Source organism: Streptomyces sp. SAS_281, from assembly GCF_052542855.1.
The window spans coordinates 41,924-63,437 of record NZ_JBMNDO010000035.1; the positions used below are offsets into that span (position 1 = coordinate 41,924).

General features: G+C 70.4%; 19 protein-coding genes and 3 tRNA genes. 11 read left to right on the forward strand and 11 right to left on the reverse strand.

The features are described 5' to 3' along the window. Positions 1 to 754: 754 nt before the first annotated feature. Together bldC and ACN6LM_RS15980 are read right to left on the reverse strand one after the other, a co-directional pair. Entirely contained in the window at positions 755 to 961 is a 207-nt protein-coding gene (gene bldC / locus ACN6LM_RS15975) for a developmental transcriptional regulator BldC (protein ID WP_003949541.1), read from the reverse strand. 534 nt (positions 962 to 1,495) lie between these two features. Next, positions 1,496 to 2,341 carry a hypothetical protein gene (locus ACN6LM_RS15980; protein ID WP_445066019.1) on the reverse strand — a complete coding sequence of 282 codons (846 nt, stop codon included), beginning with the start codon at positions 2,339 to 2,341 and terminating at the stop codon, positions 1,496 to 1,498. Positions 2,342 to 2,518: 177 nt separating this feature from the next. Between ACN6LM_RS15980 and ACN6LM_RS15985 the strand changes: the two genes are divergently transcribed. Both ACN6LM_RS15985 and ACN6LM_RS15990 read left to right on the forward strand, forming a co-directional pair. Continuing rightward, positions 2,519 to 3,610 carry a Leu/Phe/Val dehydrogenase gene (locus ACN6LM_RS15985; RefSeq protein ID WP_445066020.1) on the forward strand — a complete coding sequence of 364 codons (1,092 nt, stop codon included), beginning with the start codon at positions 2,519 to 2,521 and terminating at the stop codon, positions 3,608 to 3,610. Between the two features lie 291 nt (positions 3,611 to 3,901). Continuing rightward, positions 3,902 to 4,159 (forward strand): DUF3073 domain-containing protein, encoded by a 258-nt coding sequence (locus tag ACN6LM_RS15990; protein WP_073966783.1) that lies wholly within the window; start codon positions 3,902 to 3,904, stop codon positions 4,157 to 4,159. Positions 4,160 to 4,309: 150 nt separating this feature from the next. Here the strand turns inward: ACN6LM_RS15990 and purM are convergent, their stop codons facing one another. From purM to ACN6LM_RS16010, 4 genes are all read right to left on the reverse strand, one after another. Continuing rightward, positions 4,310 to 5,383 carry a phosphoribosylformylglycinamidine cyclo-ligase gene (gene purM / locus ACN6LM_RS15995; RefSeq protein WP_445066021.1) on the reverse strand — a complete coding sequence of 358 codons (1,074 nt, stop codon included), beginning with the start codon at positions 5,381 to 5,383 and terminating at the stop codon, positions 4,310 to 4,312. Between the two features lie 60 nt (positions 5,384 to 5,443). Beyond that, positions 5,444 to 6,970: an amidophosphoribosyltransferase gene (gene purF / locus ACN6LM_RS16000; protein ID WP_445066022.1), complete on the reverse strand. Its 1,527-nt coding sequence runs from the start codon at positions 6,968 to 6,970 to the stop codon at positions 5,444 to 5,446. A 363-nt stretch (positions 6,971 to 7,333) separates the two neighbouring features. After that, the gene (locus ACN6LM_RS16005; RefSeq protein ID WP_445066023.1) at positions 7,334 to 8,134 is read right to left on the reverse strand and encodes a sterol carrier family protein; all 801 of its coding nucleotides are present in this window, start codon (positions 8,132 to 8,134) and stop codon (positions 7,334 to 7,336) included. Between the two features lie 61 nt (positions 8,135 to 8,195). Then, positions 8,196 to 8,834: a TetR/AcrR family transcriptional regulator gene (locus ACN6LM_RS16010; RefSeq protein WP_445066024.1), complete on the reverse strand. Its 639-nt coding sequence runs from the start codon at positions 8,832 to 8,834 to the stop codon at positions 8,196 to 8,198. Positions 8,835 to 8,959: 125 nt separating this feature from the next. Here ACN6LM_RS16010 and ACN6LM_RS16015 point away from each other — a divergent pair, with 125 nt between their 5' ends. Continuing rightward, positions 8,960 to 10,504 carry an MFS transporter gene (locus tag ACN6LM_RS16015; protein ID WP_445066025.1) on the forward strand — a complete coding sequence of 515 codons (1,545 nt, stop codon included), beginning with the start codon at positions 8,960 to 8,962 and terminating at the stop codon, positions 10,502 to 10,504. Between the two features lie 109 nt (positions 10,505 to 10,613). On the opposite strand, the gene purL is transcribed toward ACN6LM_RS16015, so the two are convergent. From purL to purS, 3 genes are read right to left on the reverse strand one after another with little or no spacing between them, the layout of a single operon-like run. After that, the gene (gene purL, locus ACN6LM_RS16020; RefSeq protein ID WP_445066026.1) at positions 10,614 to 12,863 is read right to left on the reverse strand and encodes a phosphoribosylformylglycinamidine synthase subunit PurL; all 2,250 of its coding nucleotides are present in this window, start codon (positions 12,861 to 12,863) and stop codon (positions 10,614 to 10,616) included. After that, positions 12,860 to 13,540, reverse strand: a complete 681-nt coding sequence (purQ, locus tag ACN6LM_RS16025; RefSeq protein ID WP_445066027.1) for a phosphoribosylformylglycinamidine synthase subunit PurQ — start codon at positions 13,538 to 13,540, stop codon at positions 12,860 to 12,862. Before purQ ends, purL begins: the two co-directional genes overlap by 4 nt. Beyond that, entirely contained in the window at positions 13,537 to 13,797 is a 261-nt protein-coding gene (gene purS, locus ACN6LM_RS16030; RefSeq protein WP_361028127.1) for a phosphoribosylformylglycinamidine synthase subunit PurS, read from the reverse strand. The genes purQ and purS overlap by 4 nt, the downstream gene beginning before the upstream one ends. Before the next feature lie 386 nt (positions 13,798 to 14,183). Here purS and ACN6LM_RS16035 point away from each other — a divergent pair, with 386 nt between their 5' ends. From ACN6LM_RS16035 to ACN6LM_RS16070, 8 genes are all read left to right on the forward strand, one after another. Beyond that, entirely contained in the window at positions 14,184 to 14,519 is a 336-nt protein-coding gene (locus ACN6LM_RS16035) for a histone-like nucleoid-structuring protein Lsr2 (protein WP_445066028.1), read from the forward strand. A 133-nt stretch (positions 14,520 to 14,652) separates the two neighbouring features. Next, a tRNA-Gly gene (locus ACN6LM_RS16040) sits at positions 14,653 to 14,724 on the forward strand. 79 nt (positions 14,725 to 14,803) lie between these two features. After that, a tRNA-Gly gene (locus ACN6LM_RS16045) sits at positions 14,804 to 14,876 on the forward strand. A gap of 171 nt (positions 14,877 to 15,047) precedes the next feature. Beyond that, positions 15,048 to 15,992 (forward strand): ABC transporter ATP-binding protein, encoded by a 945-nt coding sequence (locus tag ACN6LM_RS16050; protein WP_445066029.1) that lies wholly within the window; start codon positions 15,048 to 15,050, stop codon positions 15,990 to 15,992. Further along, positions 15,989 to 16,789 carry an ABC transporter permease gene (locus ACN6LM_RS16055; protein WP_445066030.1) on the forward strand — a complete coding sequence of 267 codons (801 nt, stop codon included), beginning with the start codon at positions 15,989 to 15,991 and terminating at the stop codon, positions 16,787 to 16,789. Before ACN6LM_RS16050 ends, ACN6LM_RS16055 begins: the two co-directional genes overlap by 4 nt. Positions 16,790 to 16,807: 18 nt before the next feature. Beyond that, positions 16,808 to 18,226, forward strand: a complete 1,419-nt coding sequence (locus ACN6LM_RS16060) for a sensor histidine kinase (protein WP_445066031.1) — start codon at positions 16,808 to 16,810, stop codon at positions 18,224 to 18,226. Positions 18,227 to 18,228: 2 nt separating this feature from the next. Continuing rightward, positions 18,229 to 18,840 carry a response regulator gene (locus ACN6LM_RS16065; RefSeq protein ID WP_445066032.1) on the forward strand — a complete coding sequence of 204 codons (612 nt, stop codon included), beginning with the start codon at positions 18,229 to 18,231 and terminating at the stop codon, positions 18,838 to 18,840. A 22-nt stretch (positions 18,841 to 18,862) separates the two neighbouring features. Beyond that, a tRNA-Gly gene (locus ACN6LM_RS16070) sits at positions 18,863 to 18,935 on the forward strand. Positions 18,936 to 18,986: 51 nt separating this feature from the next. On the opposite strand, the gene ACN6LM_RS16075 is transcribed toward ACN6LM_RS16070, so the two are convergent. Together ACN6LM_RS16075 and ACN6LM_RS16080 are read right to left on the reverse strand one after the other, a co-directional pair. Continuing rightward, positions 18,987 to 19,901: a phosphoribosylaminoimidazolesuccinocarboxamide synthase gene (locus ACN6LM_RS16075; RefSeq protein WP_445066033.1), complete on the reverse strand. Its 915-nt coding sequence runs from the start codon at positions 19,899 to 19,901 to the stop codon at positions 18,987 to 18,989. A 116-nt stretch (positions 19,902 to 20,017) separates the two neighbouring features. Further along, positions 20,018 to 21,481 (reverse strand): N,N-dimethylformamidase beta subunit family domain-containing protein, encoded by a 1,464-nt coding sequence (locus tag ACN6LM_RS16080; protein ID WP_445066034.1) that lies wholly within the window; start codon positions 21,479 to 21,481, stop codon positions 20,018 to 20,020. Positions 21,482 to 21,514: the final 33 nt, after the last annotated feature.

Here is a 21,514-nt window from a genome sequence, read left to right on the forward strand (position 1 = left end):
TTTCGCGCGTCTTGACCGCGGTGTCCACCGACGAGTACTCAGAAACCTGGTGCCGCCCCGGAATCCCGGAGCGGGCGGCGCACATGCACCAGGAGGTGGCGCGATGGGGCAGCCACGGGCGCGAGTCACCGCGAACGGGCCACCCAGCCTGCCGCGGCTCGCCCTGAGGCCCGTGACGGCCCCGCAGGCCGCCCGGGCGCCCGATCGGCGCCACCGGGCCGCCCGAGCCGCCCAGGAGGCGCCGACGGGCCTCCGTACGGCCTTCGCGAAGCGGGGACGTAAGTCCTGCCACGAGATGACCTTCGGCGCGGCCAGCGACTTCCTCACAGTGGCAGGCTCGTAGTTGGCAACACTCGTGCGGTGTGACGGGTGTCACTGAATCAGTTTTGAGAAGGGGGGTCTTTACACCCTTCCTACAACTAGCGAATTTAATATGTGCAATTGCACCTCACGGAAGGATGTCTTCCGGATACCCCCGCACCGCCCGCCGACACCCCCGACGAGACCCCTCGGCCGCCGGGCCGGCCGCGCGGACGGCGCCGTAGGGCCGGCAGGGAGCGGTTGCCGGGCGGAACCGGTGCGGGCGCAAAAAAATCGCGCTGGACCCGGCGGAGTCCAGCGCGATCGGATGACATGACCTGTATGGCACAGGTATGGCGCCCGTTGGGGCGGGCGCCCGTCATATGGAGCTATGGGTGAGCAAGTGGGTTGGGGGACCCAGAAGCCCAGGTGTGACGGGGTGACAGGGGTTTTGTCAGGCCTCGCTGCGCTGCTGCGGAATACCCGCAAGCAGTGCGCGGACCTCTGCCTCGCGGTACCGGCGATGCCCACCGAGCGTGCGGATGGACGTGAGCTTGCCTGCCTTCGCCCAACGGGTAACCGTCTTCGGGTCCACGCGGAACATCGTGGCGACCTCAGCCGGGGTCAGCAGCGGCTCGGCATCAGGGGTGCGAGCGGTCATGAGCGGCCTCCTCGGGAGAACCGAACCATCTCGGTTCTTTCCTCTAAATTCTGCACCTTGACCCACGTTGCCCGAAATGGCGGACGCGGGCCGAGTCGGTTATAGGACGAACGGCTTGTCCTCGGCACTACAACTACACCATCCGTCCAGCCACGTCGGCCAAACCGATGGAATTGCCCTCCCAGGTGTTCATCAGCGACGGAAAGCCGATGGACCATGCCATAGCGGACAGTCACACCACCGTGACGATCAGTCACAGAGCGATCAGGAGCCGTCAGACCCCCCATAGCGTGCAATGCCGAGCGATCCACCCATACATGGACGGATGGAGTCCTCACCGGACTCCTTGTCCTATTTTGGCACGAGGGGTAGGGAAGGACGCAAGGGCCCCGTAAGTGCTATCCATCACGGTTGAGGCAAAGGCCCGGTTCGGGACGTAGGTCCCGCCACCCCTTGTGAACCATCCGCCCCTTCACCCACACGTGTCACATCCGACACCGGTTCACGAGCCGTCCGTGCAGGGTGCCTCGGTGGTCAGTTGGCGAACTGACGGTCCCTTACGGCCCGCCAGCGCTCCGCGAGACGCGCGTACGCCTCGGCCGCCCTCTCCGCGTCGCCCGCCCGCAGCGCGGCGATCCCCTCCGCCACGTCGGCGGCGCTCCGGTCGACGCTGAGCTCCCGCTCCGGCAGCGCGTGCACGAGCCCGCCGTAGTCCAGCTCCACGAGCGAGCGCGGGTGGAACTCCTCCAGCCACCGCCCGACGTCCACCAGCCCCGTGGTCAGCGGCCCCTCGTCCATCGTCTCCCGCAACGTCCGCAGCGACCGGGCCAGCCGGCGCCGCGCCTCGACCATCGGCGTCCGGTATCGGAACACCGGCGGCTCCCCGTCCGGCCCGGCGACCACGTGCTCCCGCTCCTCGTCCGCGAACAGCACGAACCAGCGCACCGGAACCTGCCACACCGCCGTCCTGATCCACGGCCGGGCGTCCGGATTGCGCTCCGCCCACCGCTCGTGGTCGGCCAGCGCCTGGCCGCGCACCACCGGCGGCAGCACCGCGTCGAGCACCGGGCCGGGGAACAGCTCCGCCAGCCCGTCCAGCGCCAGCCAGCCGCGCAGCCGGGTCCGCCACGGGCACACGCACACCACGCCGTCCACCTCGGCCACGAACGCGTCGGCGCTCTCGTGCGCCGGCACACCGGCGGGCGGGGTCGCCGCCAAGTCGGCCAGCGAGCGCCTGAGTTCGTCCTGTGCCGTGGGCACCCGGTCGCGGGCCGCATAGCGGGCCCAGTGGGCGCGCTCGCCCTCCGGGAAGGCCGCCAGTGGCTCGTACACCCGGAGGTAGGACGCGTAGGGAACCAGCACCGAAGACACCACCGACATGCGGTGATCGTGTCACGCCTGTCCCCCGGTAGGGGGTGATCCTTGGCACTGGAACAGATCTACGTGGGGGTAGGACTTACGCTCTTGCCCAGCCGGGCCGGCCGTACGGCCGGCCCGGCGGGCCCTCCCCACCTTCAGGAGGGTCTGTCCGCCGCTTCGTACTTGGGAGTCACCACAGTGACCGATGTGACCGGCGCGCCTGTCGATGTCCTGCACACCCTGTTCCACTCGGACCAGGGCGGACACGAACAAGTCGTCCTCTGCCAGGACCGGGCCAGCGGCCTCAAGGCCGTCATCGCCCTCCACTCCACCGCCCTGGGCCCCGCCCTCGGCGGCACCCGCTTCTACCCGTACGCCTCCGAGGCCGAGGCCGTCGCCGACGCGCTGAACCTCGCGCGCGGCATGTCGTACAAGAACGCCCTGGCCGGGCTCGACCACGGCGGCGGCAAGGCCGTCATCATCGGTGACCCCGAGCAGATCAAGAGCGAGGAACTGCTGCTGGCCTACGGCCGGTTCGTCGCCTCGCTCGGCGGCCGGTACGTGACGGCCTGCGACGTCGGCACCTACGTCGCCGACATGGACGTCGTGGCCCGCGAGTGCCGCTGGACCACCGGCCGCTCCCCCGAGAACGGCGGCGCCGGCGACTCGTCGGTGCTGACCGCGTTCGGCGTCTTCCAGGGCATGCGGGCCTCGGCCCAGCACCTGTGGGGCGACCCGACGCTGCGTGGCCGAAAAGTGGGGGTCGCCGGCGTCGGCAAGGTCGGTCACTACCTGGTCGAGCACCTGCTCGCGGACGGTGCCGAGGTCGTGATCACCGATGTGCGCGAGGAATCGGTGCGCCGGATCACCGACAAGCACCCCGAGGTCGCCGTCGCGGCCGACACCGCCACGCTGATCCGTACCGAGGGCCTGGACATCTACGCCCCGTGCGCGCTGGGCGGCGCTCTCGACGACCACACCGTGCCGGTGCTCACCGCGAAGGTGGTGTGCGGCGCGGCCAACAACCAGCTCGCACACCCGGGCGTCGAGAAGGACCTGGCCGACCGCGCCATCCTGTACGCGCCCGACTACGTGGTGAACGCGGGCGGAGTCATCCAGGTCGCCGACGAGCTGCACGGCTTCGACTTCGACCGGTGCAAGGCGAAGGCCACGAAGATCTTCGACACCACGCTGGCCATATTCGCACGTGCGAAGGAAGACGGCATTCCGCCGGCCGCCGCGGCCGACCGGATCGCCGAACAGCGGATGGCGGAGGCCCGCCGCCGCTGAGCCGCACCCCTCCGTGCGGCCGGGCGACCCGCCGACCGGCGAGACAAGACTCACGCCGGTCGGCGGGTCGCCTGCCGATAAGAGGTTAAAATCGCAGTTGACCAGCGAGGACAGGGCGTCTCGAGGGTCCTCTTCCGGGGCGCGTGATGCGGGCGGCGTACCGTATGGCCGCGGAAGCAGGTACCGTTAAAGCTCTACAGGCACGGTCTCTCTGCCGAGAGTCCGTCCTGAAACATGAACGCGTGTCAAGACTCTGGGGCCGTCGAGCCCCGTCACCGAGGGGGTCGAGCCATGGGGCGCGGCCGGGCAAAGGCCAAGCAGACCAAGGTCGCCCGCCAGCTGAAATACAGCACCGGCGGGACGGACCTGTCGCGTCTGGCCAGTGAGCTGGGCGCATCGACTTCGAGTCAGCCACCGAACGCGGAGCCGTTCGAGGATGACGACGAGGAAGATGACCCGTACGCACAGTACGCGGATCTGTACAACAACGACGAGGACGAGGACGAGAACGACCAGTCCGGTCCTTCGTCCAAGCGCCGCGGCGCTTGACCTCGCGCTGACACATCACCCCGGTCCGGAGCTTCTCCGGACCGGGTTTTGTGCTGCCTGCGTGCGGACCGAGAGGTGTGCTGCCCGCCTGCGGGAAGGGCGAGGCTGCCGGTGACCGGCCGGGCCCGTCGGCCCGACCGGTGTTCCCGCTCAGCGTGCGTACGAACCCACCAGCTCGGCGCCGGTCGCGTGGTCGCCACGGGCGGTGATCTCCCCGGCGACCCAGGAGTCGACGCCCCGGTCGGCCAGCGTCGTCAGGGCCGCGTCCACGGACTCGGCGGGGACGACCGCGATCATGCCGACGCCCATGTTGAGCGTCTTCTCCAGCTCCAGCTGCTCGACCTGGCCGGCCTTGCCGACGAGGTCGAACACCGCGCCCGGCGTCCACGTGGAGCGGTCCACCGTCGCGTGCAGGTCGTCCGGGATGACCCGGGCCAGGTTGTTGGCCAGGCCGCCGCCGGTGACGTGGCTGAAGCCGTGCACCTCGGTCGTACGGGTGAGGGCCAGGCAGTCCAGCGAGTAGATCCGGGTCGGCTCCAGGAGCTCCTCGCCCAGGGTCCGGCCGAACTCCTCGATCCGGCGGTCCAGCGTCCAGCCGGCCCGGTCGAACACCACGTGGCGGACGAGCGAGTACCCGTTCGAGTGAAGCCCGGAGGACGCCATGGCGATCACGGCGTCACCCTCGCGGATGCGGTCGGGGCCCAGCAGGCGGTCGGCCTCGACCACGCCCGTCCCCGCTCCGGCCACGTCGAAATCGTCCGCGCCCAGCAGACCGGGGTGCTCGGCGGTCTCGCCGCCGACCAGCGCGCAGCCGGCCAGCACACAGCCCTCGGCGATGCCCTTCACGATGGCCGCGACACGCTCGGGGTGCACCTTGCCGACGCAGATGTAGTCGGTCATGAACAGCGGCTCGGCGCCACAGACGACGAGGTCGTCCACGACCATGCCGACGAGGTCGTGACCGATCGTGTCGTACACACCCATCTGGCGGGCGAGGTCGACCTTGGTGCCGACGCCGTCCGTGGCGGAGGCCAGGAGCGGACGCTCGTAGCGCTTGAGCGCCGAGGCGTCGAAGAGGCCGGCGAAACCGCCGAGGCCGCCGAGACCCGCGACCTCGGGGCGCTGCGTCTTCTTCACCCACTCCTTCATCAGCTCGACGGCGCGGTCGCCGGCCTCGATGTCGACGCCCGCTGCCGCGTAGGAAGCACCTGTTGTCTCAGACATTGCCTGGGATCTTTCGTGTGGAGATACGGGGCTGGGGGAAGGGCCGCCGGACGGTCCGGGTCACGGACGCCGCAGCGCGTCGGACGCCGCGGTCGCCGCGGGGCCCGCAGCCAGCTCGGTCTCCAGCAGCTGCTTGCCGAGCAGCTCCGGGTCCGGGAGCTCCATCGGGTACTCGCCGTCGAAGCAGGCGCGGCACAGGTTCGGCTTGTCGATCGTCGTCGCCTCGATCATCGAGTCGAGCGAGATGTACGCGAGCGAGTCGGCGCCCATCGAGGTGCCGATCTCCTCGACGGACATGCCGTTGGCGATCAGCTCGGCGCGGGTCGCGAAGTCGATGCCGAAGAAGCAGGGCCACTTCACCGGCGGGGACGAGATCCGGATGTGGATCTCGGCGGCGCCGGCCTCGCGGAGCATCCGGACCAGCGCGCGCTGGGTGTTGCCGCGGACGATCGAGTCGTCCACGACCACCAGGCGCTTGCCCTTGATGACTTCCTTGAGCGGGTTCAGCTTGAGGCGGATGCCCAGCTGGCGAATCGTCTGGGAGGGCTGGATGAAGGTCCGGCCGACGTAGGCGTTCTTCACGAGGCCGTTCCCGAACGGGATTCCGCTGGCCTCCGCGTAACCGATGGCGGCCGGGGTGCCGGACTCCGGCGTCGCTATGACCAGATCCGCGTCGACGGGCGCCTCGGCGGCCAGCCTTCGGCCCATCTCCACACGGGAGAGGTAGACGTTGCGGCCCGCGATGTCGGTGTCGGGGCGCGCCAGGTAGACGTACTCGAAGACACAGCCCTTGGGCTTCGCTTCCGCGAATCGCGAGGTGCGCAGACCGTTCTCGTCGATGGCGACCATCTCGCCCGGCTCGATCTCGCGGACGAAGCTGGCGCCGCAGATGTCGAGGGCTGCGGACTCCGACGCGACGACCCAGCCACGCTCCAGGCGGCCGAGGACCAGCGGGCGGATGCCCTGCGGGTCCCGGGCCGCGTAGAGCGTGTGTTCGTCCATGAAGACCAGGGAGAAGGCGCCCCGCACCTCGGGAAGCACCTTGGCGGCGGCCTCCTCGATGGTCAGCGGCTTGCCGTCGTCGTCGGTCTGGCCGGCGAGCAGCGCGGTCACCAGGTCGGTGTCGTTGGTCGCGGCGACCTGGGTGGCGCGGCCGTCCTTGCGCGGGAGGTCGGCGACCATCTCCGCGAGCTGGGCCGTGTTGACCAGGTTCCCGTTGTGACCGAGGGCGATCGAGCCGTGCGCGGTGGCACGGAACGTCGGCTGCGCGTTCTCCCACACCGAGGCACCGGTGGTGGAGTAGCGGGCATGACCGACCGCGATATGGCCCTGGAGCGATCCCAGGGAGGTTTCGTCGAAGACCTGCGAGACCAGTCCCATGTCCTTGAAGACCAGGATCTGGGACCCGTTGCTCACTGCGATGCCCGCGGACTCCTGTCCACGGTGCTGCAGGGCATACAGTCCGAAATAGGTGAGCTTGGCGACCTCTTCGCCCGGAGCCCAGACACCGAAGACGCCGCAAGCGTCCTGGGGGCCTTTCTCTCCGGGGAGCAGGTCGTGGTTGAGTCGTCCATCACCACGAGGCACGCCATCGAGTGTAGGGGAGATCGACCACTGGTCCGAATTGGGGATTCCTCGTCCCACCCCCGGAGAAGCACCTGTGGAGCAGGCTGCCGAACCCCTCGTAACAGTCACGCACAGTCATCGCAGCCCTTTCCCGATCTACGCGCGGCAACCGCCGGAGGGCAGGCGACGCCCGGATCACGGGCCGTTCACCGACGGGTTCCGGCCACCCCGCGGAGCGCCTGATCGGGCCCGTGGTGGCACTGCGTGTGCCGGTCCCCCGGGGCCGGGGAGGAGCAGCCCGACCGGTCGTTTCGTGGTGAGCCTCACACCGCGGGCGCCCGGTATGCGGTATCTCGGGCCGCCCGCCCGGCGTCCGGAGCGGGTTCAGCCCATCAACGGCAGCAGCTCGGAGAGATCCGCGCGCTCGCCGCTCGCGGCGACCTTCGCCGCTTCGACCTCACGCGCCCACTCCGTACGCCCGGTCGCGAGCCGTATCCAGGTGAGCGCGTCGGTCTCCACGACGTTGGGCGGGGTGCCCCGGGTGTGACGCGGCCCCTGGACGCACTGGACCACCGCGAACGGCGGCACCCGGACCTCGACGGAACCACCGGGCGCCCGCTCGGCCAGCGCGTCGGCGAGGAGCCGGCTGCACGCGGCGAGCGCCTGCCGGTCGTACGGGACGGAGAGCCCGGTCGCCTCGTTGAGGTCCCAGGTGTGAACGACCAGCTCCACGGTGCGGGTGACCAGGAAGTCTCCGAGGCGCATCGCCCCGACCCGGGTGGCCAGCAGACGGTCCTCGGAGGCGCTGGGCACCAGGGCCTCGAAGCGGGCGGCGACCTCCGCGTAGAGCGCGTCCAGGTCGGGGGCGGCCGCTGCCCGCTCGGCGGTGTCGTCCGCGATCCCGGGGGCGCGGGCCGCTGTGGTGAACGGCCACTCCAGGAGGGACACCTCGGGTTTGGCGAGGGCCGGTGCGGGAAGCTCCAGCGTCCGGCTGACGTGCGAGAGGGCCATGGTGATGTGCGCGGCGAGCTCGCGCACCGTCCAGTCGCCGAGTCCGCTCGGTGCGGCGAGCTGCTGCGGGGTCAGCGTGCGCACGGCGTTCCGGACGTGGGCGAACTGGGCGAGGACCGCGGTGCGGGTCCTGGCCGGGTCGTAACGGCGGGGGCGCTTCTGCGAGGGCGGCATGTCGGGGAGCCTACGACGCGCCACCGACAGGGCGTCCTCCCCGGGCAGGCGCAGCCCTGTGTCAGATACGCGTCGCGTAGTCGCCGAGGCCCTTCTCCAGCAGGTCGAAGCCCCGGTGGGCCAGGGCGACGGCGTCGGGGGCGACCGCGGCGGCCGGTTCGCCGGCCAGCAGGCGCCTGCGGTTCTCGGTGAGCAGGGCGTTTCGCGTACCGAGCAGTTGGGACGCGACGATGCGCGCGATGACCGGCTCCTCCCCCTCCTCGATCAGAGCCTCCGTGAGCTGGTCCTGCGTGCGCACGAAGAAGGAGTGGGCGCGGGTGAGCAGGGCGGGCGTCTCCAGGATGAGCCGCACGATGCGGAGTGCCAGCGGGTGGTCACCCATCCCCACCGACGGGTCGTGGCGCTCGATGGCCTCCACGAACTGCCGGCGCAACGCCGCGACCGCCGATTCACCGGGCGCGCGCTCCCGCACGATGCGGGCGGCGTCGCCCACGTGCTCCTCCAGCGGCGCGAAGACCAGGTCTTCCTTGCTGTCGAAGTAGTTGAAGACGGTCATCTTCGAGACATCGGCCGCGTCGGCGATCTCCGCGACGGACACCTGATCGAACCCGCGCTCGGAGAAGAGCTCGGTGGCCGTTTCCAACAGCCGCCGCCGGGTTTCCCTCTTCTTGCGCTCGCGCAAGCCCATCCCCTCGGTCATGGCCTCACTGTACCAGGATGAAAATTAATCCCGGACGAAAACTTGACTCGGTATACATATTCCGTGAACAGTGGGACCACCACAGCGGTGCGCGTCAGCGCCGCTCAGGAGGGGGGACCCCAGCCATGCCCGGAACAGTCACCGCGCCCGCGCCCCAGCGGACGACCTCGGCCGGACAGGCGGCCGGCGGCCGGAGCACCACGATCGCCGTGGCGCTCTGCATCGTCACGATCCTGCTGGCGGTGCTGGACTCGAACATCGTGTCCTCGGCAACCGTCCCGATCGTCCGCGACCTGGACCCCGTCCACGGCGTCGACCGGATCCCATGGCTGATCGCCGCCTACCAGCTCGCCGCGACCGCCGCGCTGCCCCTGTACGGCAAGCTCTGCGACTCCCTGGGCTCGAAGAAGGTCTTCATCGGGGCCCTCGCCACCTTCCTCGCCGGATCCGCACTGTGCGGAATGGCCCAGTCCATGGGCGAGCTGATCGCCGCGCGCGCCTTCCAGGGCGTCGGCGGCGGCGGGTTGATGAGCGTCACCATGGTCGTCCTGCACCAGCTCGGCGCGGCCGGCCCCAAGGAAGGCGACGGCCCCAAGGAAGGCGAGGGCGCCAAGGCCAAGGGCGGCGACAAGAAGGGCAGCATCGGCGGAATCATCGCCGGTGCGGGCATGGCACTCGGCCCCTGGCTGGGCGGCGCCCTGGCCGACCACGCGGGCTGGCGCTGGGTCTTCTACGTCAACCTGCCCGTCGGCATCGCCGTCCTGGTCGCCGCGGTCGTCGTGGTGAAGCTCCCCGTCCGCACGACGCGCCACCGCATCGACTTCCTCGGAGCCGGTCTCGCCGCCGCCTTCTCCACCGCGCTGCTCCTGGTCACCGAGTGGGGCGGCGAGGACTACGCGTGGACCTCGCCGGTCGTCGTCGGCCTCGTCGCCGCCGCCGCCGTCGCGCTCGGCCTGTTCCTGTGGCGCCAGGCCACGGCCGCCGAACCGATCCTTCCGCTCTCGCTCTTCCGCCTGCGGACCATGCGGTACGGCTTCGCGGTCCAGGGGCTCGTGGGCGTTGCGATGATGGGGTCGATCGTCTACGTGATGATCTACCTCCAGGTGGTCCGCGGGGTCGCCGCGACCTCGGCCGGCCTCTTCCTGGTCCCGATGGCGATCGGCATGACCGTCGTCGGGCTCGTCTCGGGGCGCCTGGTCTCGGCGGGCTGGTCGCAGAAGACCTTCGTCGTCAGCGGCACGGTCTTCGCCTCGGCCGCCCTCGCCCTGCTGACCACGCTCGACACGGGCACCGGCCTGTGGACCGTGCGCGGCGCACTGCTGCTCATGGGCATCGGCTTCGGCCAGCTCATCGGTCAGTTGATCCAGCTCGTCCAGGACACCGCCCCGCCGGCCCAGCTGGGCGTCGCCACCACCGGTGTCCGCTTCTTCCAGACCCTCGGCACCGCCCTGGGGGCCTCCCTCTTCGGAGCCGTGCTCAGCAGGGTCTACGCCGCCGAGGGCCCCGGTGGAACGACCAGTGACATCGGCCGGCTCACCGGCACTGCCCACCAGCGGGCCCTGGACGCCTTCGTCTCCTCGACCAACGTGGTCTTCGCCTGCGCCACCGGCGCGATGGTCCTTGCCCTGATCCTGGCGACCCGGCTGCCCGGCACCCGTACTGGCGCCTGACCCTTCCCCGTACGGGCAAGGGCCGAGCCCCGCGCTTCCCTTGCGCACCACGCGAAAACCCCCGACCGGGCGGAACCGGTCGGGGGTTTCGGCGTGTGCCGCCCGGGAACTACGCGAGCAGCGCCGGGATCGTCTCCTCGTGCGCCGTGCGCAGCTCGCTCAGCGGGATGCTGAACTCGCCCTGGACCGCGATCTCGTCACCGTCCACGACACCGATGCGGGTCACGGGCAGACCGCGCGCCCCGCACATGTCGTTGAACCGCAGCTCCTCGCTGCGCGGCACCGAGACGACCGCGCGGCCCGCGGACTCGGAGAACAGCAGCGTGAAGGCGTCGAGGCCGTCCGGCACGACCAGCCGGGCACCCTTGCCGCCGCGCAGGCAGGACTCGGTGACCGCCTGGATCAGACCGCCGTCCGACAGGTCGTGCGCCGCGTCGATCATGCCGTCGCGGGAGGCCGAGATCAGGATCTCGGCGAGCAGCTTCTCGCGGCCCAGGTCCACCTTGGGCGGCATGCCGCCGAGGTGGTTGTGGACGACCTCGGACCAGGCCGAGCCGCCGAACTCCTCGCGCGTGTCACCCAGGAGGTAGAGGAGCTGGCCCTCTTCCCCGAAGGCGACCGGCGTACGCCGCGTGACGTCGTCGATCACACCGAGCACGGCCACGACCGGCGTCGGGTGGATCGCCGTCTCACCGGTCTGGTTGTACAGCGAGACGTTGCCGCCGGTGACCGGGGTGCCCAGCTCCAGGCAGCCGTCCGCGAGACCGCGGGTGGCCTCGGCGAACTGCCACATGACGTCCGGGTCCTCGGGCGAACCGAAGTTCAGGCAGTCCGAGATCGCGAGCGGCTTGGCACCGGTCGCGGCGACGTTCCGGTACGACTCCGCCAGCGCGAGCTGCGCACCGGTGTACGGGTCGAGCTTCGCGTACCGGCCGTTGCCGTCGGTCGCCATGGCCACGCCGAGGTTGGACTCCTCGTCGATGCGGACCATGCCGGCGTCCTCGGGCATCGCGAGCACGGTGTTGCCCTGCACGAACCGGTCGTACTGGTCCGTGATCCAGGACTTCGACGCCTGGTTCGGCGAGGCGACCAGCTTGAGGACCTGCTCGCGCAGCTCCGCGCCGTCCGCCGGGCGGGCCAGCTTGCCGGCGTCGTCGGCCTGGAGCGCGTCCTGCCAGGACGGGCGCGCGAACGGGCGGTGGTACGTCGGGCCCTCGTGGGCGACGGACCGCGGCGGCACGTCCACGATCTGCTCGCCGTGCCAGAAGATCTCCAGCTGCGAGCCCTCGGTCACCTCACCGATGACGGTGGCGATGACGTCCCACTTCTCGCAGATCTCCAGGAAGCGGTCGACGTGCTGCGGCTCGACGATGGCGCACATGCGCTCCTGCGACTCGCTCATGAGGATTTCCTCGGGCGAGAGGGAGGAGTCGCGCAGCGGCACGGTGTCCAGCTCGACGCGCATGCCGCCGGAGCCGGCGGAGGCCAGCTCGGACGTGGCGCAGGAGAGCCCGGCACCGCCGAGGTCCTGGATGCCCGCGACGAGCTTCTCCTTGAAGATCTCCAGGGTGCACTCGATGAGGAGCTTCTCCTGGAACGGGTCGCCGACCTGGACGGCCGGGCGCTTGGCCGGGCCGGTCGACTCGAAGGTCTCCGAGGCGAGCACGGACACGCCGCCGATGCCGTCACCGCCGGTACGGGCGCCGTACAGGATGACCTTGTTGCCGGGGCCGGAAGCCTGCGCGAGGTGGATGTCCTCGTGCTTCATCACGCCGATGCAGCCGGCGTTGACGAGCGGGTTTCCCTGATAGCAGGCGTCGAAAACGACCTCGCCGCCGATGTTCGGCAGACCGAGGCAGTTGCCGTACCCGCCGATACCCGCGACCACACCCGGCAGGACCCGCTTGGTGTCCGGGTGGTCGGCCGCACCGAAGCGCAGCGGGTCCACGACGGCGACCGGGCGGGCACCCATGGCGAGGATGTCGCGGACGATGCCGCCGACGCCGGTCGCCGCGCCCTGGTAGGGCTCGATGTACGAGGGGTGGTTGTGCGACTCGACCTTGAAGGTGACCGCGTACCCCTGCCCGACGTCGACCACACCGGCGTTCTCACCGATGCCGACGAGCATGGCGTCGTTGGCGGGGACCTTCTCGCCGAACTGCTTGAGGTGGACCTTGCTGCTCTTGTACGAGCAGTGCTCGGACCACATCACGGAGTACATGGCGAGCTCGGCGCCGGTGGGACGGCGGCCCAGGATCTCGCGAATGCGGGCGTACTCGTCCTCCTTGAGGCCGAGTTCCTTCCAGGGCTGCGCGGTGTCCGGGGTTTCGGCCGCGTGCTTGACCGTGTCCAGGCTCATGCGTTGACCAGCTTCTTGATGATCGAGGTGAAGAAACCGAGACCGTCGGTGCGACCGGTGCCGATCAGCGGCTCCACGGCGTGCTCCGGGTGCGGCATCAGTCCGACGACGTTGCCCGCGGCGTTGGTGATGCCGGCGATGTCGCGCAGCGACCCGTTCGGATTGTGGCCCACGTACCGGAAGGCGACGCGGCCCTCGGCCTCCAGCGCGTCGAGCGTGTGCTCGTCGGCGGTGTAGCGGCCGTCCATGTTCTTGAGGGGTACGGAGATCTCCTGGCCCTCGGAGTAGTCCGAGGTCCAGGCGGTCTCCGCGTTCTCGACCCGCAGGGTCTGGTCGCGGCAGATGAAGTGCAGGTGGTTGTTGCGCAGCATCGCGCCGGGCAGCAGGTGCGCCTCGGTCAGGATCTGGAAGCCGTTGCAGATGCCGAGGACCGGCATGCCCGCCTTCGCCTGCTCGATCACCGTCTCCATGACCGGCGAGAACCGGGAGATGGCTCCGGCGCGCAGATAGTCGCCGTACGAGAAACCGCCCGCCAGGATCACCGCGTCGACCTGGTGCACGTCCTTGTCGCGGTGCCACAGCGATACGGGTTCGGCGCCCGCGACGCGAACGGCCCGCAGGGCGTCCTGGTCATCGAGCGTGCCCGGAAAGGTGACGACTCCGATACGAGCAGTCACTTCGGCTCCTCGGCGTTCTCCACCTTCACGGTGAAGTCCTCGATCACGGTGTTGGCGAGGAACGTCTCCGCCATCTCGTGAATACGGGCGAGGGCGGCGTCATCGACCGGTCCCTCGACCTGCAGCTCGAAACGCTTTCCCTGACGTACGTCCGCGATTCCCTCGAAGCCGAGACGGGGCAGTGCGCGCTGCACCGCCTGTCCCTGCGGGTCGAGGATCTCGGGCTTGAGCATGACGTCGACTACGACGCGTGCCACTGGCACTCCCGGTGTGGTGGTGTGGTGCGGCTGTTTCTCCGGAGGGGGTACCCCGGACCCCCGCGGGTCCACTCAGCCTACCTGGCCGGAAATTCTACGCGGGTAGATATCAATCGGGATAGATCACGTCCAGATATCGGCCGATCACCGGACGGCGGAAAAGCCGCGAAACAAATGCCCACGAGCGGCACACATAGCGGGCGGACACGCGGAAGTAATTGGACGGGCTTCACAATGCGGCACCACTCGCTGTACAAATGATTACCGGGGAATGCAGCATTGCCCCGGAGCACCGACACCAGTCGGCCCGCATCCGCGCTCACAGCCGGAAGGCCGGCATCGGCGCATGTCAGACGCGCCGACGCCGTAGGAAAGGACCGATATCCGTGGCGCAGCGCGTAGTGGTCACACTCTCCGACGACATCGACGGGGGAACAGCGGCGGAAACGGTCACCTTCGCCCTGGACGGGAAGTCGTACGAGATCGACCTCAATCCGTCCAACGCAAAGAAACTGCGGAACGCCCTGGCCCCGTACGTGGCGGCCGGTCGCAAGCAGACAAATGCCGGCAAGCACGGCAAGGCTCCCGTTCCGTACCGGCACACCTCACTGGCACCCGACCCCGCGGCGGTGCGCGCCTGGGCGCGCTCGCACCGGATGGACGTGCCCGCCCGCGGCCGCATCCCGAAGAGCGTGTACGAGGCGTTCCAGGAAGCGAGTTGACGCCGCGAAAGGTCCGGCGGCGCGCCGGTGGAGGATCTGCGGGGGAGCCGACTTGCGCGACACCCCCGCAGGTCGGCTAGAGTCTGGAGCACGCCGAGGGGCGAGGCCGAAAAGGCCGAACCCCACGCAGCGTGCGGGTGTAGTTCAGTAGCAGAACATCCCCCTTCCAGGGGGAAGGCGCAGTGTGCAATTCCTGTCACCCGCTCTGCACGACTTGCAGGACCACTCCGGTGGATCAGGTAGAGTAGTGCTCGCTCCACCGGTGAAAGCCGAGTGGCTGCAATGCGGACGTAGCTCAGTTGGTAGAGCGCAACCTTGCCAAGGTTGAGGTCGCCAGTTCGAACCTGGTCGTCCGCTCAGAATACGAAGGCCCCGGTCAATTACGACCGGGGCCTTCGGCATGTTCCGGGCCCTCCGGCGGCCTCCCTGTGTCTTCCCGGCCCGTGCACCACCACCCATGACGTTTGTCATGAGTGGTGGTGACAGTCCGCACTGCCCTCCGCCCGCCGCGGACGGAAACCTGAGGACATGACCAGCGAAGACAAGTCCCGTGAGTCCGTGATCCAGGCGGAAGACGTCCGGCGCAGCTACGCAGGCGGCTTCGAGGCCGTGTCCGGCGTCTCCTTCTCCGTGGCCCGCGGCGAGCTCTTCGCCCTCCTCGGCACGAACGGCGCCGGCAAGACCTCCACCGTCGAGCTCCTGGAGGGCCTGGCCCGGCCCGACGGCGGCACGGTCCGCGTGCTGGGCCACGACCCCTACGGCGAGCGCTCGCAGGTCCGCCCACGCATAGGCGTGATGCTCCAGGAGGGCGGCTTCCCGTCCGAGTTGTCCGTGACCGAGACGGTACGGATGTGGGCGGGCTGCACCAGCGGTGCCCGGCCCACCGGTGAGGCCCTGGAGCTGGTCGGGCTCGGCCACCGCGCCCGCGTCCGGGTCAAGCAGCTCTCGGGCGGTGAGCGACGCCGGCTCGATCTGGCGCTGGCCCTGCTCGGCCGGCCCGAGGTGCTCTTCCTCGACGAGCCGACCACCGGTCTCGACGCGGAGGGCCGCCGTGACACCTGGGCGCTGGTGCGCCGGCTCCAGGAGGACGGCACCACCGTGCTGCTCACCACGCACTACCTGGAGGAGGCCGAAGCCCTCGCGGACCGGCTGGCGATCATGCACCGCGGCCGGATCGTGACCGCGGGCACCACGGCCGAAGTGACGGCCGCCCGGCCCGCCCGCATCCGCTTCGAGCTGCCCGAGGGCGTTCCGCCGGCACGGCTGCCCCTGGAGCTCCACGCCGCCGCCGAGGGCCCCCGGGTCGAGATACGGACGCACCACCTCCAGGACGCCCTGACCGAACTTCTCCGCTGGGCCGCCGAGTCGGACGTCCAGTTGCACGGGCTCGACGCCCGTTCCGCCTCGCTCGAAGAGGCGTTCCTCGACATCGCGAAGTCCGCCACCGACATCGAAGAGGTGCCCGTCCCATGACCACCGCGACCACCCCCGCAGCCGGACGCTCGCGCACGACGGCCGTCAGCCGGCTGGCGGCCCTCGGCCGGGCCGAGCTGTCGCTGCTCGCCCGCAACCGGACGGCGATCTTCGTCGCGCTCCTCATGCCGGCGGCCATGATCATGGCGATGAGGTCGGCGTTCGAGAAGGTCGACCTCGACGGGACCGGGCTCACCGTCGCCGGAGCGGCCCTGATGGGCGGCGTCGGGACGGTGCTCGTCCAGGCCGTCTACATGAACCTCGTCGCCGCCTACGTCGCCCGGCGCGAGGAGCTGGTCCTGAAGCGGCTGCGCACCGGCGAGGTCACCGACGGGGAGATCCTGGCCGGGACCGCCCTTCCGGCCGGCGCCCTCGCCCTGGCGCAGAGCGCGGTGATCGTCGTCGCCGGCACGGCCCTCTTCGACCTCGGCGCACCGGATCGCCCCGAACTGCTCGTGGCGGGGCTGCTGTTGGGTGTGGTGCTGCTGACGGTCCTGGCCGCGGTCACCTCCGTGATCACCCGCACCGTGCAGACCGCCCAGCTGACGACGCTGCCGCTGTTCCTCGTCTCGATGATGGGCTCGGGCCTCTTCATCCCGCTGGACATATTCCCCGACCGCCTCGCGGCGGTCTGCGAGTACCTGCCGCTGACCGGTGTGATGACCCTGGTCCGGGCGGGCTGGTTCGGCGGCCCCGAGGGCACTGACCTGCTCGGCGCCGCGTTGACCGGGCTGGTCTGGACGGCGCTGGCCGTGTTTGCTGTGCAGCGGTGGTTCCGCTGGGATCCGCGACGCTGACATGGAGGTTGGGCCGCGATGCGCGTACGGGGTTGGCGCCGCAGCTGGCAGGAGCGCAGCAAGATGGAGCGGATCGATCTCTACTCGCGATTCACCATCTCCTGCATCCCCTGGTTCTTCGCCCTGGCCTGGCAGGGGACGCCCTTCCACCAGGACATCCGCCACGAACCGCTTCCGCTGGCCCTCGGCCTGGCGCTGCTCCTCGTGAGCCTCGCGCAGTGCCTGCTGAGCAACCGCAATCTCACCGCGTCGTACGGGCACTACCTCGGCGTCTCCGTCTTCCCGGGGCGGCGCCTGCTGGCACCCGTGGTGCTTCTGGTCGTGGCCGTCGGGCTCCTGGCTGCCCTGGCCGGGGTGGACGGCGTCCGGGGCTCGGGGCTGCTGCTCATGACGTTGAACGCGCCGATGGCCCTGGTGATCACGCGGGTGCTCGTGGTGCCGGTCCGCCGCTTCCTGATCGAGTCCCTCTGCCTCACCGCCCTGCTCACCGGCGCCCTCGCGGCGGCCGGCGTCACGGGCGGCACCCTGGCGGGAGTGGTGCCCTGCAGCCTCTTCGGCTGTGTTCTGGTCCTGATCTCGGTCCGGCCCAGCGCCTGGAGCATGAGCGTGATGTGGCAGGCCGAGCAGGCCCGGGGCATACAGGCCAGGCTCGCCGTGGCGGAGGAACGGCTGCGGTTCGGGCGGGACATGCATGACGTGCTGGGCCGCAATCTCGCGGTGATCGCGCTCAAGAGCGAGCTGGCGGTGGAGCTCGCCCAACGCGGCAGGCCGGAGGCGGCGGACCAGATGGTCGAGGTGCAGCGGATAGCGCGCGCCTCGCAGCAGGAAGTACGCGACGTGGTGCGGGGCTACCGCGAAGCGGACCTGAACACGGAACTGGCTGGTGCGCAGGGTGTGTTGAGTGCGGCCGGCATCGAGTGCACGGTGACCGGCGACAGCGGCGAGCACCTGCCCCCGCCCGTGCAGTCGGCGCTCGGCTGGGTCGTCCGGGAGGCGGCCACCAACGTGCTGCGCCACGGCGACCCGCGCCGCTGCCTGATCCGGGTCGGGGCGACCGCCGACACCGTGGTGCTCCAGGTGGAGAACGACGGCGCGACGCCCACCGGGACGGCGCCCCCGCCCGTGTCCGCGCCCGACGGACCGGGCTCCGGGCTGGCCGGCCTCCGGGAACGGCTCGCCGCGCTGGACGGCTCGTTGGAGGCCGGACCGGCGAAGGGCGGCGTGTTCCGGCTGACGGCGACGATCCCGCTGGCGACGGTCCCGCCGGGGACCGGGGAGGGGAGAGGGGGCGGGGGCGGGGGGAAACCCGGTGAGGCCGAGCAGCCCCGCCGCCGGACGCCGGGCGCCCGCCGTGCGCCCGTGAGCTTGCGTCCCGGGGCCATGGTGGCCCCGGGTGTGATGGTGGGGCCGGGAGGAACCGGCCTCGTGGAGGAATGACGATGACCGCGGTACGGGTGCTGCTCGCCGATGACGAGCATCTGATCCGGGGCGCGCTCGCCGCCCTCCTCGCTCTGGAGGAGGACCTGGTGGTGGTCGCGGAGGCGGCGACGGGGCCGGAGGCGCTCGCCATGGCCCGGGCCCACCGCCCGGATGTCGCGGTGCTCGACCTGGAGATGCCCGGGGCGGACGGTGTGAGCGTCGCCACTTCGCTGCGGACCGAACTGCCGGACTGCCGGACCATGATCGTGACCAGTCACGGCCGGCCCGGTCACCTCAAGCGGGCCCTCGCGGCGGGCGTCCGGGGCTTCGTGCCGAAGACCGTGAGCGCCCGCCAGCTGGCCGGCATCATCCGTACCGTGCGGGCCGGGAACCGTTACGTGGATCCGGAGTTGGCGGCCGACGCCATCGCCGCCGGGGACTCGCCGCTGACCGTCCGGGAGACCGAGGTGCTGGAGCTCGCGGTCGACGGGGCGCCGGTCTCGGAGATCGCCGAGCGGGCGTCGCTCTCACAGGGGACCGTACGGAATTACCTGTCGGCGGCGGCATCGAAGCTGGGTGCGGAGAACCGTCATGCGGCAGTGCGTCTCGCACGCGAGCGGGGATGGGTATAGTAGGTCTCGCGCTTCGGCGCTTGCGGACGTAGCTCAGTTGGTAGAGCGCAACCTTGCCAAGGTTGAGGTCGCCAGTTCGAACCTGGTCGTCCGCTCAGATGAGAAGAAACCCCCGGCCTTTCGGCCGGGGGTTTCTTCGTGTGGCGTTACCGCCAGGACGTGCCGGTGAGGAGTTCGTACGCCTCGATGTACTTGGCGCGGGTCGCGTCCACGATCTCCTGGGGCAGCGGCGGCGGAGGCTGCTCGCTCTTGCGGTCCCAGCCGGAGGCCGGGGAGGTCAGCCAGTCGCGGACGAACTGCTTGTCGTACGACGGCTGGGCGTGGCCCGGCTCCCAGGTGGCGGCCGGCCAGAAGCGGGACGAGTCCGGGGTCAGGACCTCGTCGGCGATGATCAGTTCCTCGCCGCCGTCGGCGGTGGGCGCGTAGCCGAACTCGAACTTCGTGTCCGCGAGGATGATCCCGCGCTCGCGGGCGATGTCGCGGGCCCGGCCATAGACGTCCAGGGTGGTCCGGCGCAGCGCGACGGCGGTCTCCGTGCCGACCTGGCGGGCCACCTCCTCGTAACTGACGTTCTCGTCGTGGTCGCCGACGGCTGCCTTGGTGGCGGGAGTGAAGATCGCTCCCGGGAGCTCGGAGCCGTCGACCAGCCCATCGGGGAGCCCGATGCCGCAGACGGTGCGCGAGGCGTTGTACTCGAGCAGGCCGGAACCCGCGAGGTAGCCGCGGGCGACGCATTCGACCGGGACCATCCGCAGCGACTTGCAGATCATCGTGCGGCCCTCCCAGTCGGCGGGGGCCCCGGCGGGCACCTCGGTCGACAGGACGTGGTTCGGCACGAGGTCGGCGAGCTGGTCGAACCACCACATCGAGAGGCGGGTGAGAACGCGGCCCTTGTCCGGGATCTCGGTCGGCAGCACCCAGTCGTACGCGGAGATCCGGTCGCTGGCGACCATGACGAGGTCACCGGCCTCGTTCCGGTACAGGTCGCGCACCTTGCCGGTGTGCAGGTGGGTGAGACCCGGCACCTGCACCGGCTCGGGCTTTTCTACGAATCCGGACACGCTGCCTCCGCGTACGTTGTTCCAAGAACCGTTCCGATTGTCCCGTATCCGGGAAGACCCGGCTGCGGAGGGGTGCCGTCCGGGTGGGCGGGGAAGCGCGGGGTGACGTCCTCCGGTCAGGCGCGCTTGCAGATCCGGTCGAGGAGGTTGGCGGTGGCCTTCTGGATGCGGGGGTCCACATGACCGGGCCGGTCCAGGGCCGGGGACCAGGCGAAGGTGCCCGAGGCGAAGACCAGCGCACCGGACGGGGCCCGATAAAGAGAGGTCTCCTGGTGGCGCGTCACGCCCTCGCTGTCCTGGTACGGGGAGTGGGCGAGCAGGATGCGGTTGTCGTGCTCAGGCAGCGTGGTGCGCGGGAAGTAGCGGTCGGCCTCGCCCGCCACCAGGCCCTCGATCTCGTCGCCCTCGCCGGCGCCCGTCGCATCCCACAGCCAGTGCTCCGCGTTCCGCACGACCAGGGGGTGGGGCTCGGGGACCCGGCCCGCGTACTGGATGCCGAGCAACTGCTGCTCCGGGCGGTCGATCTCGCGCCAGAGCGCGGGCTTGCCGGGCCCTCGGCGCTTGCGGCAGGTGAGCAGCCGGTCCGGCACGCCGGACGCCGAGGGCCCCAGGCTGACCTGCCAGTACATGGTGTTGGCGGAGAGATAGACCAGGGAGGTGCCGTGCTCGCGGGCGCGCTCGGCGGCCCGGCGCATCGGCACCGACCAGTACTCGTCGTGCCCGGGGAAGACCAGGCCCCGGTAGCGGGTGGGGTCGACCCGGCCCGCGTGCAGGTCGCGGGTGTCGGCGTAGGCGAGGTCGTAGCCGTAGCGCTCGGCCCAGCGGATGAAGTCGTACGCGTGCCCGACGTGCAGCGGGAGGCCCGCGCCCGCGTAGGGGCGGTCGAAGGAGACGGTGACCGCCGCGTCCTCCTCCCCCAGCAGCCGGCCCTCCTCGTCCCAGGCGTGGTAGAGGCTGGCGCCGGTCCGGCCGTCCTCCGGGTAGAGGTTGTACGCCTGCCAGGTGACGTCCGGGAGGACGAGCAGCAGGTCCGCCGGGTGGTTGTCGCGGATCGTGAACGGAATGTGGGAGCGGTAGCCGTCCAGCGTGGTGAGCACGGCGACGTACGCCCCGATCGACCAGTAGCTGGGGATCTGCAGCCGCCAGGACAGCCACCAGTGGTGGCAGGAGACCGTGCGGTCGGCGGTGAGGGGGGCCGGCTGGACGATGCCCGAGAGCCGGGGGCTCGTGGTGATCTTCGAGGCGCCGTCGCCCCCGTAGTGGCCGATCCGGTAGACGTCCACGGAGAACTGCTGCGGCGGGTCCACCGTGATGTGGAAGTCGATCGCCTCACCGGGAGCCGCGGCCCCCGTGGACGTGAAGCCCTTGATCTGCCGGCGCACGTCGTCGGCGGTGCGGGTGCCGCCGTCGGTGGAGCCGCGGGACAGGGTGGGGTCCACGTACCAGGGCACGACCTGGCCGGTGTCGTCGAAGTAGTTCTCGCTGCCGCGCAGCCAGGGCAGCGGGCCCTGGCCGAAAGGGTCGGTCACGGCATGCGCCAGGGCACCCGATTCCCACCGACGGATCTGTTCCGCCCCCATCACGCTCCCCCTCCCTCAGGCCCCCGGATCAAC